The 14748-nt window shown below is 35.0% G+C and carries 15 protein-coding genes and 1 pseudogene; 9 read left to right on the top strand and 7 right to left on the bottom strand.

The genetic code is table 11. The features are described 5' to 3' along the window. Window positions 1-104 precede the first annotated feature (104 nt). Both C9J29_RS10030 and C9J29_RS10025 read left to right on the top strand, forming a co-directional pair. Window positions 105-1748 (top strand): pyridoxal phosphate-dependent decarboxylase family protein, encoded by a 1644-nt coding sequence (locus C9J29_RS10030; protein WP_107922090.1) that lies wholly within the window; start codon window positions 105-107, stop codon window positions 1746-1748. Then, window positions 1732-3429 carry a methyl-accepting chemotaxis protein gene (locus C9J29_RS10025; RefSeq protein ID WP_107922089.1) on the top strand — a complete coding sequence of 566 codons (1698 nt, stop codon included), beginning with the start codon at window positions 1732-1734 and terminating at the stop codon, window positions 3427-3429. The genes C9J29_RS10030 and C9J29_RS10025 overlap by 17 nt, the downstream gene beginning before the upstream one ends. Before the next feature lie 81 nt (window positions 3430-3510). On the opposite strand, the gene C9J29_RS10020 is transcribed toward C9J29_RS10025, so the two are convergent. The 5 genes and pseudogenes from C9J29_RS10020 to C9J29_RS09995 form a co-directional block, all read right to left on the bottom strand. Beyond that, entirely contained in the window at window positions 3511-3939 is a 429-nt protein-coding gene (locus C9J29_RS10020; RefSeq protein WP_107922088.1) for a GatB/YqeY domain-containing protein, read from the bottom strand. Between the two features lie 233 nt (window positions 3940-4172). Beyond that, a pseudogene (locus C9J29_RS10015) lies at window positions 4173-5158 on the bottom strand (zinc-dependent alcohol dehydrogenase family protein). Window positions 5159-5189: 31 nt separating this feature from the next. After that, window positions 5190-5375, bottom strand: coding sequence for a GNAT family N-acetyltransferase (locus C9J29_RS24625; protein ID WP_237068798.1), 186 nt, complete (start codon window positions 5373-5375; stop codon window positions 5190-5192). 174 nt (window positions 5376-5549) lie between these two features. Further along, window positions 5550-6230, bottom strand: a complete 681-nt coding sequence (locus C9J29_RS10005) for a VOC family protein (protein WP_107922087.1) — start codon at window positions 6228-6230, stop codon at window positions 5550-5552. A gap of 259 nt (window positions 6231-6489) precedes the next feature. Next, a complete protein-coding gene (locus C9J29_RS09995; RefSeq protein ID WP_008179507.1) occupies window positions 6490-7254 on the bottom strand; it encodes an SMI1/KNR4 family protein in 765 nt (254 codons plus the stop codon). A 198-nt stretch (window positions 7255-7452) separates the two neighbouring features. Here C9J29_RS09995 and C9J29_RS09990 point away from each other — a divergent pair, with 198 nt between their 5' ends. The 3 genes from C9J29_RS09990 (at window position 7453) to C9J29_RS24940 (ending at window position 8809) form a co-directional block, all read left to right on the top strand. After that, entirely contained in the window at window positions 7453-8007 is a 555-nt protein-coding gene (locus C9J29_RS09990) for a GNAT family N-acetyltransferase (protein ID WP_008179509.1), read from the top strand. Window positions 8008-8010: 3 nt separating this feature from the next. Further along, window positions 8011-8418, top strand: coding sequence for a GNAT family N-acetyltransferase (locus C9J29_RS09985; protein ID WP_107922086.1), 408 nt, complete (start codon window positions 8011-8013; stop codon window positions 8416-8418). Between the two features lie 256 nt (window positions 8419-8674). Further along, entirely contained in the window at window positions 8675-8809 is a 135-nt protein-coding gene (locus C9J29_RS24940) for a hypothetical protein (protein WP_255250367.1), read from the top strand. 70 nt (window positions 8810-8879) lie between these two features. On the opposite strand, the gene C9J29_RS09980 is transcribed toward C9J29_RS24940, so the two are convergent. Beyond that, window positions 8880-10463 carry a M20/M25/M40 family metallo-hydrolase gene (locus tag C9J29_RS09980; RefSeq protein WP_128472300.1) on the bottom strand — a complete coding sequence of 528 codons (1584 nt, stop codon included), beginning with the start codon at window positions 10461-10463 and terminating at the stop codon, window positions 8880-8882. Window positions 10464-10512: 49 nt separating this feature from the next. After that, a complete protein-coding gene (locus tag C9J29_RS09975) occupies window positions 10513-10935 on the bottom strand; it encodes a hypothetical protein (RefSeq protein WP_008179514.1) in 423 nt (140 codons plus the stop codon). Between the two features lie 966 nt (window positions 10936-11901). On the opposite strand from C9J29_RS09975, the gene C9J29_RS09970 reads away from it, so the two are divergent. The 4 genes from C9J29_RS09970 (at window position 11902) to C9J29_RS09955 (ending at window position 14739) form a co-directional block, all read left to right on the top strand. Then, window positions 11902-12186: a hypothetical protein gene (locus tag C9J29_RS09970; protein WP_107922084.1), complete on the top strand. Its 285-nt coding sequence runs from the start codon at window positions 11902-11904 to the stop codon at window positions 12184-12186. A 153-nt stretch (window positions 12187-12339) separates the two neighbouring features. Next, window positions 12340-12522 (top strand): hypothetical protein, encoded by a 183-nt coding sequence (locus tag C9J29_RS09965; protein ID WP_036149169.1) that lies wholly within the window; start codon window positions 12340-12342, stop codon window positions 12520-12522. A gap of 952 nt (window positions 12523-13474) precedes the next feature. After that, entirely contained in the window at window positions 13475-14206 is a 732-nt protein-coding gene (locus C9J29_RS09960) for a YpjP family protein (protein WP_107922083.1), read from the top strand. Further along, window positions 14203-14739, top strand: a complete 537-nt coding sequence (locus tag C9J29_RS09955; RefSeq protein ID WP_107922082.1) for a hypothetical protein — start codon at window positions 14203-14205, stop codon at window positions 14737-14739. The genes C9J29_RS09960 and C9J29_RS09955 overlap by 4 nt, the downstream gene beginning before the upstream one ends. The last annotated feature ends 9 nt before the right edge of the window (window positions 14740-14748 follow it).

Genomic DNA, 14748 nt, shown 5'->3' with positions numbered 1-14748 from the left:
ATAATCACCATCTCTGCTAAAATATGCTATTATACTTTTAGTATAAGGACCTATTTTTATTTAATTGAAAATAGAGGAAATATGAACTACGAAGGATGATGATGATGCAAAAAATCCAACAATTATTCCAGAGCGAAGATGGAAATATTCAACAAAGAGAGAATTTTTTATCCTTATTAGAGAAAATTGTTTCTTCATTAGATAAGTTAAAGGATCCAAATAAGACGACACTAGGTCCAATGAAAGACCGCTCTGCTAATTTTTATCAAGAGCTTATGCAGGACCATCAAGTACCGACAACTGGCGTTGGCCTCGATCAAGTGGTAGAAGAATTAACAGAATTAATGCAAGGGCATCCCTACCATACACGTAACTTTGTCACAAATGTTTTGCCAATGGCCAGCATTCCTGGCGTATTAGGTCAGTTTACAAATGCCCTTCTGAATGGCAATAACTTATGGGATGTTTATGGACCTGCTGCTGCTGAGTGTGAGGTAAAGGTAGTAGCTATGATGTCTAAATTAGTAGGCTATGATTACACAAAAAGCTTCGGCTATACTACATGGGGTGGACAAGGGGCTGTTTTCAGTGGATTACGTCTAGCTATTGCAAAGCAATTCCCACACGCTAAAGAAGATGGTATTCCTAATAATTTATATTGTTTTGCTTCAGAAAACGCGCATTATAGTCTTTTAAAATCTATTGAAGCAGTAGGAATTGGCAGTAAACATCTAGTACGTGTAAAAGCAGGCAAAGATCACTCCATGGATGTAGAAGACTTACGTGCACGCATGACTGAGGTCATTGAAAAAGGCGGTATTCCTGTCTATGTCGTAGCAACTACAGGGGCAACAGATCAATTTGGCATTGATGATGTAAAGGCTGTAAAAGAAGTTACAACTAGCCTTGAGCAAAAGTACAACCTACAACCAGTACATATTCACGCTGACTCAGCTTTAGGTGGTTTTTATGCATTTTTCAATGATTATGATTTCAAAAAAAACCCTCTTCAATTCGAAGAGGATGTATTACAAGGTCTGTCACAAATCCATGAACGTATGCAGCATCTAGCAATTGCAGATAGCCTTTGCTTTGATTTCCAAAAGCTTGGACAAACCCCTTATTTAACTAGCTTATTCTTAATTAAAGACGGAAAAAGCTTACAGCTATTAGATATTGAGGACTTTGACACACCTTATGTTGGTAATCGTGGCTACGGCTCCTATCATACAGGTTATACGTTAGAATGCTCTCGCATGGGTAGCTCTATTGCCATTTTGGCTGCTTTACAAGCATTCGGTAAGGAAGGCTATCAACAAATACTAGCCAATTATGTACGCGTGAATTTAGCATTCCGTGCACAATTAGCTGCTAAAATACCAAGCCTACAGGTTGTCAATGAAATGAATATTGGTCCAGTCACTGCCTTCCGTTTATACCCAGATGGCTTGAACTGGCAAGCAGAACAGGCTGGTCACTATTCACAAGATCAAATTGAACGTATTAATGCCATCAATGCTTCTTTATTTGAGATTATCGGAGAAGGTCGAGACGAAGTATTCTTTGGTGATACAACTCGAGTTTGCACAGTTGGTACAAATGATACAACACAACTTGTACCAGTGGCTGCGGCAAAGTTCTTCTCCATTTCACCTTATACGGAGACTGAGCATATCCCTAATATGATTCAATTCTTACAGAAAAAGCTTCAAGTATTGGAGGCGTCTCAAATTGCGTATCGTCAATAAATTTAAGAGTTCCTTACTCTATAAATATATTGCTAGCTTTACTATTCCGATAGCCATTATTTCGTTGATATTTAGCATTGTCATGTTTGCTGTTTCATACCGCATTATCGACAATTTTGTTATTAAACAATTTGAATCAACATTAGAAATAACATCGAGCACTATATTTGAAAATATCGATAAAAATGATGTCAAGGCTGCGGATAATGGTAGTCCTGATAAATATAAAAAATTATTAGATCAATTGAATGCAACAGTTAAAAAATACGATATTGAAAATGCCTATGTGCTTTCTAATGCAAATGGGAAAGAGCATATCGTTGCTTTAAGTGATACGGACAATCATCAACAAGATTATGAATTTAGTGTAGAAATGCGTGAAGCTATAAACACTGGAACGATTCAAACAAGTGATATTTATAAAGATGAGTATGGTATCCATAAATCTATATTCATCCCATTCAAAGATACAGATATTATTTTTGGTTTAGATATGGACGCTTCCTTTATCTCTAAACTTCAAACAGAAACACTTTGGCTTTGTATTATTATGACGGTTATTTTTGTGATTTTAGGCATTATCGTTGCTTACTTCATTAGCGTAGGCATTACGAGACCAATCAAAAAAATGACTCAGTATGTAGGACAAGTTGCACAGGGAGAATTAGCAGTTGAACCGCTTCAAATAAAGGGCTCCAATGAGATCGCTCAACTTTCATCTGGCATTGAGAATATGACAGAGGATCTACGTATATTGATTAAGCAAATTGCTCAAAATGCTGAGCAAGTGGCTGCCATGTCTGAGGAATTAACGGCAAGCTCTGAGCAAACAAGTGCATCCATACAGCAAATTACTTCTTCTATGCAAGAAGTTGCGGCCGGTTCAGAAAAACAAACCTATTCGATTGAAGAAGTCGAAAGTCATATTACATCCATCTCAGGCAAAATGTCTGAGGTTGTTACAAGCGTTACGGATGTGACTGAAAAGGCATTCGATGCGTCAGCTATTTCAGAAAAAGGCAATACTACGATTAAAGATGCCACTGAAAAAATGGCTGTTACATCTCAAGCTATTCAAGAATCTGCAACTGTTGTGGAACGCTTAAGTACGTACACGAATGAAATTGGAGATATTGTAACATTAATTACACAGATTACTGATCAAACCAATTTACTTGCATTAAATGCTTCGATTGAGGCAGCTCGTGCAGGTGAACATGGGAAGGGCTTTGCGGTCGTTGCAGAGGAAGTACGTAAACTAGCAGACCAATCATTAGATGCAACAAATAGTATTCGTACACGTATTGAAACGATTAAAGAGGAATCTGCACAAGCCGTAAAATCAATGGCGATTAGCAGTAGCAATCTTGCTGAAAGCTCTACAACCTTCAATGCCTCAGGTGAAGCATTTGCTGATATTTATGCCCATATCACAGACCTGACGAAGGAAATGGATCATGTGAATAACATTATGGCCAATATCAACGAAGGAGTTAGCAGTATTGCTGTTTCTGTTGAGCAAGTGGGAGTCGTAGCTGTACAATCATCAGGCAATATTCAAAACGTAGCAGCTGCCTCCGAGGAGCAATCTGCAAGTATTGAAGAAATTACTGCATCCTCAAATAACTTAGCTGAGATGGCCCAGGAACTTCGCCATATCATCCAGAAATTTAAATTATAAATAAACATAACCGCTATGCCTGAAGAAGGTGTAGCGGTTTTTTAGTAGAACAAAAAAATCTTCTACCAAGAAGGTAGAAGATTAAGCAATAATACTTTTCACAACTTTTGAAATCACTGCACCTTCAGCTTGACCAGAAAGTAATGGTTTAGCAATTTTCATAGCCTCTCCCATATTCATTCCTTTTTTAACACCAGCGGCTACTAATTTTTTAGCAATCTCTTCTTCCGATAATTGCTTTGGTAAGAATGATTTCAAGAGTACTAATTTAGCTTCTTCTTTCTCAATTAAATCTGCTCGTTCAGCCTTTTGAGCACCCTCTAAAGCCTGATTTGTTTGTTTGACCTCCCGATTTACAATGGCCATTTCTTCTTCAGCTGTTAAAGCCTCTCCCTTTTCTTTTTCAGCCAAATCTAAAGCCGATTTTAAAAGAGATAATACACCCTTTGCCAAAATATCTTTTTCTTTCATTGCTGTTTTTAATTGTTCAAATACCTCTGTTTTTAACATTGACCTCACTCCTTCAAGCCTTTATATTCCAAAAAATTATACCACAAAACTAGCCTGAACACTTTTAATCAGAACTTCACTTGATAATGGAGCATTCCTTTTAGTTCCCCCTGATAAGAAATGAGCTCCTGTTAAGCCATTTCCTCGCGCAATAAATTCTCTCCAATAAAAAACACACTAACAAAACTAGCTTAAAATTCAGCAGTTCGCCTAGTGTTGTTCATGTGTTCTCCTTAGGTTGTTAAAAAAACCTTCCCTTTATTAGTATGGCTAAATTCAACGGAGTCTATTGCCTTGTGAATGTCTAATAAAGGAAAGTACGCATTTACGTTCATCATTGTTAATGACCCATTATGTACGAGGTTGATTAGATGTTGCATAAATTGTTGCCATTTTTCTGTTGTCGACTGAAGTTGCCAGTGTCGTAAATGAAACATCCTTGCCTGGACATTTGCTTCCTTCACAATGTTTGCCCAATCCACCTGTACTCCTGATAAAAGGCCAATAGCTAAAAATTCCCCACCAGGTTTCACACAAAATGCAAGTTGATTGCCAGCATCTCCTCCTATGGAATCAATGGCAGCATCTGCACCTCGCCCATTTGTTAATGCCATCACCGTCTCATTCAGGGGCATGTAGGATGTATCAATGACATAGTTGGCACCAAGTTGCTGTAAGGCCTCCGTATGCCGACCATTTCTTGTAACCGCAATTAGCTGGAAACCTAATAATTTCGCAAATTGCGCATAAATATGTCCGATAGCTGAGCCACAAGCGTTCACTAATAAAACATCACTCGATCGTAATTTTAGAACCTCTGTACAAGTTACTAAAGCTGTAAGAGGATTAATATACATTTGTGCTGCAGTAAAATTATCCATGTCAGTAGGGATAGCTACAGCTAATTCAGCTTGGGTTTTCACCATTTCCTGCCAAGTCCCCTCTCCCCGTAGAGGTAGCACTCGCTGACCAAGAAGCTTGGGCGAAACAAGCGATCCGACAGCTTCAACAATTCCAACGCCCTCATAGCCAGGTACTGTAAAGTGATTCGATGAGCATATTTCCCCCATATTGGTATAAGATCAGATGGATTGATCGGCCTTGCTAGCATACGCACAAGAATTTCCTGTGGAGTAGGAGGTGTAATGGTTTTATTTTCAACCCTTATTACCTCTTTTGGATTTCCATATTCATATATTTTAAGAGATTTTACTTTCACTATTCTTTCTAGCTCCTTTATGGATTAACGATTAAACAGCATCATTCCAGGGGCATTTTTGCGTCACGTTTCTTAAACCAAAGCTTCTGATAAAATGATTGCTCCCTTTAGCACAAAATAATTGAACCCATCTAATATTTTCGTGCTGACAATGCTTTAACAAGGTCTCCATCCCTATTGTACCAATTCCTTTTCGCTGAAAATCTGTGTGCACCATCACATCACAGATAAAGGTTCGATAGATGCCTATACTAAGTCAACTATTACTATTGCCTTGTTTAGTCGTTCATACAAATAAAGCCCCTTTGCATTCCAGCCAATTGTTTGGTGTCATGCTTGATACGCTTTTTTCGTTGGATAAGAGACTCACCTATTACATTTTAAGGTACTGTCATTGTACGACAGTTAGATGCCCCTTTTCGTTCATTATTAATTGGAGAGTGCCATTTATTTCTATACATATTGGACTGACCTGCGCAATCTTATCTGAAAAATACCACAGACGAGCACTAGGTCCTACTAAAATGTTGGCTCCATCTTCATAGTTGCCTAGAAAATTCAGGGAATCTTGTTGAATATTTTTGTTATTAAGAGGCTTTATACCATATTCATTTAACTCTCCTGCTACTGCTAAAATATCATCTGTTGTTAAATTAATTTCACCAATATGTAACACTTGATCGATTGAAAAAGTCGTTGTATTGAGCTTTGGATTCACTTCCTGTCTAGAAATAAACTCCACTATATTGCCCTCTGGATCATAAAAATAACATGAATAGGCCTTTAAAAATTGAAAATAAACTTCATCCTGACCTTCCGAAAAAAGTAGGCCGACTCGTAAATTCGCCCAATCCTTTGCTTGTTGAAATAAATTACTTGGAATGTTTAAAGCAAAATGATACTGTTTTTGGATTTGAGAAGAGATCTTCTCAAAAGTCATCTCACTATCCCCAACAGCTATTGTAAAATAATCCTCTGTACCTTTGACCAATGCAAATCCCATTTGCTCACAATAAAATTGCTGCATCTTTTGTACATCATGAACAACTAGTTTAACCCTCGTAATTTTCATTCAAATCCACCCCTTGCTTGTAGTTAACTCTACTATACTGGTCATACAGGGCATTTTACTTCGTGCAAAAGAATGAAGTTTATTTAGATAACTTACAGATGCTCTCGATTTCCTTTGCTAGTTGTCTGAGAACTAATCAAAAATTCTACATCCCTTTGCGAATCATTTCTCATCTGTTGGCTGATTTGATGGTATTTTCATGTTTCATTAAATCAAACCGTCGTGTTTTTATTTCATGTAATGAAATTTGCCAAATCTCTCATGTTAAAAATTCTGATAAGCTTATTTTCTTTTTTTGATAATCTGCGCCAATCTGTTGTAGTTCTTTTTCTAATTGAACTGCACCCGCTTCGATACCTCTATAAATTAATAACGGCAACTGCTCTAAAGATTTTTTAGCTGTTGAATAATCACAGGACAGTCTCTTTTTAAGCAGTAATAAAGTTTTAAGCTTATCCTTTCCATTGCCGGTAATATACATCTCATAGTAATTGTAAGAATGATCTTCCAACTGCTCCTCCTCTAAATTAGGTGGTACAAGAACACTCTGAAGAAACGCTACGAGATGATCATAAGCCATTTCAAAATCCCAACTACCTGTGCCATGATAGGCAGTGAAAATGGCCGTATCCCCTCTCGATACATCTATACAATATGGATCTCCCTCATCCGTAGCGATGACTACATAATGTTGTGGCCAATCAGAAATGATTTCTTCTGTGACTGGATTATAATTGTAACCATCCTGTCCTCGCACTAAATCCGTAGCCCCGTATATTTGTAGGTTTATATAGTCACCTGTATTCCATGTAATTCCTTCCACGACATAATGTTTCAAAAAGTAGATATATTCATCCGGTAATTGCCAATGGCTATCCATTAATTGACTACCATCTTCTTCTAGTGGCTGGTGAAAAATCATTGGGTATATGGCATAAAATGAAGGATCTTGTTGTTGAATCTCTGAAATAAAACTACGCATGTTCTCTATTACTTCATCTATGTCCTTAAATACTTCATTCATAGGTAGTTCCCTCCTTACTGCTTTGCATTTTATCATACCCCATCATTACCCAATGAAGGAGAACATGTTATAATTTTAAAGTGCACAGCCATAATTATTTCGTATATCCGTCTGTAATCTTATGACTTTTATCCAAGCCGTCACCATACTAAAAACATACATCAGATCTATTAAAAACAGTAAAAGGAGAAATCTCTTTTGAGAAATATAATCATCAGACGCCCTGAGCCAGCAGATACTCCTGTACTACATCAATTCTTTTTACATGTCATTCAGGATACTTTCGCTAAAGAAGGTCTTGCCGAGCTGGTGGACGATCAACAACATGAATGGACAACGAAAAAACAATACTTAGCTGCTGACTTTGAAAGTCAGGGCCAAAAAAGATTTTTCTGGCTGGCTGAGGATGGCGAAACAGAAGAAATCATAGGCACCATCGAGTATGGTGAGTCAAATGAATTCATTCAAAAAACGATTATGGAAGACCTGTCAAATTGTCCAGAAATCGGGACCGTTTATGTTCATCCAAACTACCAAGGTTGTGGGATTGGAACGAGACTTGTGAAGAAAATGCTAACAACGTTAGAAATGAAAAACATCCCTAGCTTTTGTTTAGACAGTGGCTATAAACAAGCACAACTAGTTTGGCAGAGAAAATTCGGACAGCCAAACTATGTTCTTGAACATTTTTGGGGAACAAATAATCATCATATGATTTGGAAACGCGATTTTCCATTTCAACTAAAGGAGTAAAAGATGTCCTTACAAATCACACAACAATTAGATGCAAAAAATAAATCTTATGTTAATCACATGCTTTATGAATATAATGTAGAACACTTTCCAAAAGACCTACAAGGGCGCTATAAGGAAATTAATTTATTTCTAACGGATCAAGACAGTCAAATTTTCGGTGGCATATTAGGGGAGGTTTGCTGGAACTGGTTAGAAATACACACATTAATGGTCGATGAAAAATTTCGTGGTCAAGGATATGGTTCAAAATTGTTAGCAGCTATTGAGGAAATTGCTTTAGAGAATAAGTGCGATTTTATTAAGGTTGACACCTTAAGCTTTCAAGCGTTAACTTTTTATGAAAATCATGATTATGAAATTTATGGGACCCTCGATCAAGTAGGAAGAGATTTTAAACATTACTATTAAAAAAAGACTTTACAATATGATTTTGATGAGGCAAGCCGAGATTAAATCTTTGATGTTGAGTGATCCATCTATGTGAGCAGTCCTAAATATTTGTTATACTTTCCGATGAATGTTAGTATTGTTTATACAGATTTAGTTTTTAATAGTGAAATAGTAAAAAATATGTAAGATTTAATAGCTTCAACAGTGACGTTGAGGCTTTTCTCTTTTCGCAATTTGTAAGTGCCTATACTTATTATGTTTGGAGGGAAATGAAATGTTAAAATTCATTGATGATTTAGCCGGTGCGATTTTCGATGTATTTATGCTATTTTGTTATTTCTTGGCAGGCGTAATAATTGTAGGGGTCCCTATCTTTTTATTGGCTAAATTCTTTTTATTGTTTCAATAAATTGCAGGCGACACCAAAAGGAATCACCCGCTTTACGGTGATTCCTTTTTGTTTTCTTATTCATCTATGTCTATAGCTCAGCAAGCCCTTTAAACAATTCAACTCCTGTTACGATCAGGTCATCTTTAAAAACATATTCAAAGGTATGGATGTTTGGATAATCCTCTCCATTCCCTATATAGCAGTAAGAGCCTTTTGTCAGTTTTGTATAATGACCAAAATCCTCTGAAGCACGGAAAGCCTCCTTTAACTCGAGCATTGGTATATTTTTATCTGCACAAACCTGACGTATTTTATCGGAGCTCTCTTCGTGGTTAGCCGTTTCAGGGAATTCATCCTGATATTCAAAACGAATTTTCAGCCCATATTTTTCTGCTTCTGCTTGTGCTACATTTTCCAATTTATGCTGAAGTTTACCCATTTCTTCCTCATATAGAGCTCGGATAGTCAATCGTAATGTACCCTTACTTGCGTTGACACCAAATGCTTTCTCTCCGATATCAACTTGAACGACGGTACATAATACATTACCTTTATTCGCTGTTGAATCAATAAAGCTTGGAATGCTATCAATAATTTTTGCTATGGCAAAAGCAGGGTTTATGCCATTCTCGGGTTCATTTGCATGAGAAGGTACCCCCTCCATATAGATAGACATTCCTTTTGATGCATACTGAGCTGTTCCATTGATAACATAAACCGTATTTTCCTTAATGCCACTCATATTATGCCAGCCAAAAATCTCATCAATTTTCTTTTCTTCTATTAAGACGGCACATTCTACAGCACCATCACCAGTTTCCTCGGCATGTTGGAATAAAAAGAATATATTATTAATCCACTCTTCAGCCTGTTGTGTACGCCCTTGTAGTGTTCCAAGCAGTCTTACCTCTTCCAGCTTGTCCAACTGCCCCCAAGGAATTGTTAAAACAGGGGCAATTTGTTCGAGTGTTTTCATTATATCAGGATAGTTATAAAAATAAGTTGGTGCCACAATTAACTCTGGTTCGAGCTGGCGTATCTCTTCGAGTAGATCAAAGGACTCTATTTCCACAATGGTCGGTAATCGTTTATGCAATAGCTTAGAAGATTGAAGCAACTTCCGTGTAGTAGCAAGGGGTTGAATGCCCAATGCTACCAATGCCCCATGAAATTGTATACTAACTATACGATGAGAATGCCTCCTCTTACGAAAACTACTAGGTGAAAGATGAACATATTTAGTAAAGGTTTTCCCCAAATATGAACCGTCAGCGAATCCTGTTTTCAACGCAATATCCTGCAATTTGTCATTTGCTCCTAGTAGTAGAAGCTTTGCTTGGTCTACCCGAATTTGATTCACATACTCAGCAAAGCTCCACCCTGTTTCCTTCTTAAACAGCGATGAGAAATAGCTTTCGTTAAAACCAGTCATATCAGCCATAAAAGAACGCGTTAGCGGTGCTGCAAAATGTTGTTTGATATATGGAACAGCCTGTTGAATTGCTTGATCGTTCGTCACAAAACTGTTATCAATACTCTTTCTTTCAAAAATGGTATCGAGTAATTCACGCAGAAGCAAATGGAGCTTAGGGGTTGTATTCAGGTTTTGCGTATGCTGGAACTGTTCCAGCGAATTTTTAAGTAAATCTTCTGCATATCTAGGAAATTCCATGATCTGCCCATCTGCAGGCACATGCGTTAAATCAATCACATATAATAACCTAATTTAGTTCATGCTTTATCTGTAATGCAAAATCTTCAATCGTTTTTCGATCTTGATAAATGGTAATTCCAATCCCAGAACGAGTAGATCGACTTGACATATATTCACCAGCATCTATCCAACATTGGAATTGGTAAATTTGTTCTTCAATCAACTCACTTTTGTTTGCCGAGATAGACAACGAAAAGGAAGGATCCGTTGAATCCCATACTCCTGCTTCTAAAAATTCATCCCAATTTCTTAGAATTAACGTATGTAACATCATCAGGTCACTTCGTAAAACGAAAAATGTATAACCCAAATGATTATTACCACAATTAAAACTAATATTAATTGTACTAGAAACAGAACCCGTTTCCACTATCTTAAACTCCATACTTGTTTTCGAGGCACTAAATGATCTATCTTTTATGAATGCCATTCATCTTCACTTCCATACTAGTAATAAATTTTGAAGCAATCACTCTAGCGCTAGGATTACTACTTTTGAATTTTCTACATAAAGAAAATGAATATTTTATCTTTGTATAAGTATACTTGTCCATAGATTTTTCGACCTTCTGTGACCTCCTGATAAAAAGTATTCATATTCATTTACTATACATGAAGTTCACTGCTAGAATTATCTAATTTCTACACATACACAAAAACAACAAAATAAATTAATATGGCAGGAATTATGTAAGAGGAAATACCCATTAAACTCCATTTGTCTTCATCAAGTGACCAAAGAAAAAGAAATAAAGTTATCATAGTAATCCCAAAAGCGCTCATAATAATATTTAATAATCCAATAATCCCCATCCCCTTTTCTACCCTTTACATTACATCTAGTATATTCTTTAACCATTTAGACCATGCTAACCGCCTTTTCATATTCGAAGCATCCTTTACAAATAGCTGATAATTTTCATAAATGGTGTTTCATTAAATTTTAGAAATCTAAACCTCCAAAACTCATTCGATAATACATTTGCAAAATTACTTCGACGCATGAAATTATGTTTGTAATAAAGCGAATTACAAATTTTGTAAGTTAAACATCAATAGAAAGTACAGATTGAGTAGCACTTTATAGGATTTACTGACGGCTTAACAAGGCTGTCAACAAATCAACTATGAACTAAATTTACCCATTGGAATAATAAACTGAGTTAATAAATACTTTATAGCCTTAGTTTTTTTACAAAATTTTCTATTTTAAAATAAATAGTAGCGTTCCAACGGGAAACAGAATAATTCACATTTCCAATTTATGTTAAATTCTTAAAAATGAGTTCCCTAGCTTTTGTTAATGCCAATGCAGTATTACCAACAACATATTTGCGAATAAAGTCAGTTTTTTAGTTTTTTTAAATACAGATATAACATCATGAGGAGAATGAAAGTGAATAATGACAAAAAGCCGAATTTATGGATCATATTTTTAAGTATTATTTTAGTTATTTGTTTGCCTTTTATTATTGGAAAAAGGGAAAATTATAATGATAATTTGGAAAATTTAATAGGTATCTACGGATTTCCATTTGATTGGTTACATATATATGCTAATAAGGGTTTCAGTTTTTTAGGTATGGGTTTTATAGTTAACATTATTTTTTTCTATTTTGTTATTAAAAGTTTGATATGGATTTTCAAGAAAATTATTGGCTATGTGCGTTTTTTTTCGTAATTTGTTTTATAGCACATAATGAAAGTATTTTCAGAAAAAAGTAATCAAATGACCACCAAAGGGAGGTCATTTTAAATATTTATCGATTAAATTGAAATAAACGAGGGATATTTAATCGGATCAGTTAAATAATATCTGTAGGAGGTGTCAAAAATGAAAAGAGATAAAAAAAATACAGAATTTGCAACAGATGAGCCAACAAAACAATCATTTTCTAGTGGAGCAGACCTAGGAAAAATTAAAGAACCTAATAGGGGTAAGGGTAATGAACTCCCTCACCCAGATAAAGAAGACCTTATTATGAATGAGAAAAAAGGTAAGTCCACTTCATTATAATCTAAGACTATTTAACGTTTATCTATTTAGACCGCTCATTTGAAGTGGTCTTTTTTTACATTAGTAATTAATTTTTATTAATCAGTCAAAGGAACCTACTAATAGCAACAGACATTGACATAGCAAGCTACCATAACAGATTGCTGTCCACCTCAGTAAGAAAGTGGACAAAGATTTTACATACATCTCTGACTCATTCACTCAAGCTCTATAAGAATTGCTTAAATATTTTATAGTGGTAAACCCACCTTACTGATATAAAAGCACTTGTTTTATCCAACGCTGCTATATCAATATTAATTCGTGTCATCCATCTTCAGTACAGCCATGAATGCTTCCTATAGAAATGCTATATTCAGGCGTATCTTTTTATACTTCTATAGAGCCGACAATCCTATGATATGTAAGGGTTTGTCGGTTGTTTTTTTATTTAATTTTAATCATGGATATTTTGATTTATCGAGCTTTATTTTCTACGACTGGTGGAGATATGATGGGGAAAATTTAAGACCACCCATCATGAACTGCACCCTAGCGAAGTGGTCTTTTATAAATTATTCAATTAAAGCAACACATTAACTTAAGAATAATTACTAATTGAAGCGAGCCTGCACTTTGTTGGAGTTATTTTAAAGACATTATCATAACAGTACTCGAAAACATAATATCCCATTGTGATACGAATTGTAGAAATCATTTTTAAATCGCTATTATTTCTGTCCACATCACCTAAAAACAAATACTTAATAGTATCGAGTAGTCCCATTTCATTAACAGATAAAGTTGTTACCATGCTTGCAGGCGTCCCGGTTAGATCAAGTCATCTTCATTAAATAGTTTTAATATTAGGAATTATCTCATTTTAAGGTTTTTATTTGATGATGTTGTAATATATGGTAAAATCAAGTTGATATTCCGGAATACTAAATAATTAAAAAATAAGGAGTCGAAAATGAAAAAAATACTTAACAAATTATCAATCTTAATAATATTTACATTAATGCTTCAGTTAACTTTACCTTTAACTAGTTCCGCTAACACTCAAAATGAGTTAGATTTAATTAGACAAGAAACAAATTTAACAGAAGATGATATACAACTAAGTTTAGATATTATTTCTGAACATAGCAGTTTATTTCTTGAAAATGCTGATGTTAATGTTCTTAATTCATATGGTCTTGAAGATCAAAATATTGCATTACTAAAATATTTTTATGATATTAATTATCCATCAATAACTTTACATGCTTTTGCTGTTTCACAGAATGTAAGTAACAATGATAACATTCAACCACGTGTAGCAAATGTATTAATCAGAGTATTAATAAAAGATGCACTTAAAAAGAAAATGGGTGATAAAATAAAAAAAGAGATTGGTGATGAAGTAAAAGATAAAGTACAGGATAAATGGATAGCAGCAGCTGAAAAAGAAATTGATAAACATGGCTATTCTAAATTTGTAGGACCAGAAGGTTCTGGGGCAAATGGAATCAGACAAGGGGAACATGTTTTTGAAATTTACGGAAAAAATGGTAATTCTATCATAAGAGGACATGTAGGCCTTGAACAAAATAAGGCAGTTACTAATTGGCATTACCATCTTAAATATGACAATTTTGTAGACCATCATGAACAAATACTCTTGAGACATAGAAGTTTACCAAATTGGGGAACTCCAAATTGAATGAATTAAATGAAGTTTTTATTTTAAGTTATGGTTGTGATTTAGACCATAGTAATATTGATTATTTAGTAAAAGAACGGTTATTACCATTTTCTCATTGGACCTATAAGAAACAACCTAAAGAAACTGATATTTGTGTTCGATACGAGACATTTGATATCAATCCAAAGAAACACAAACAACTCTACTATGGACATAAATTTTATATTAATAAAACAAGATTAGAAGCTTTTATGTATTCACTCTCTAAACTAAAAGGGAATCATATTTACTTAAATCCCCGAGCTAGAGGGCATGCTTATGTCTATATTGATGACCTTGAGTATACAGGTAGAGTATATAAAACTTTAGATGGCGGTCAAAAATTAGTTTTTATCGATGAAGAATCTGAAAACAATTATCCGTTAAGAGAAAAGTTACCGGTGTTAAGAAAAGATTTACATTATTTAAAAATAAAGAGTGATTTGACTTTTGAAGAGAGTGATATGTTAATTTCTAATTGGATAAAAAGCATTATTAATGAAATAAGTTAATAGCTATTA

Source organism: Lysinibacillus fusiformis (assembly GCF_003049525.1).
GTDB classification, from domain to species: domain Bacteria; phylum Bacillota; class Bacilli; order Bacillales_A; family Planococcaceae; genus Lysinibacillus; species Lysinibacillus fusiformis.
Note: the sequence above shows the minus strand (reverse complement) of the source record. Positions and strands in the feature narration are given on the sequence as shown.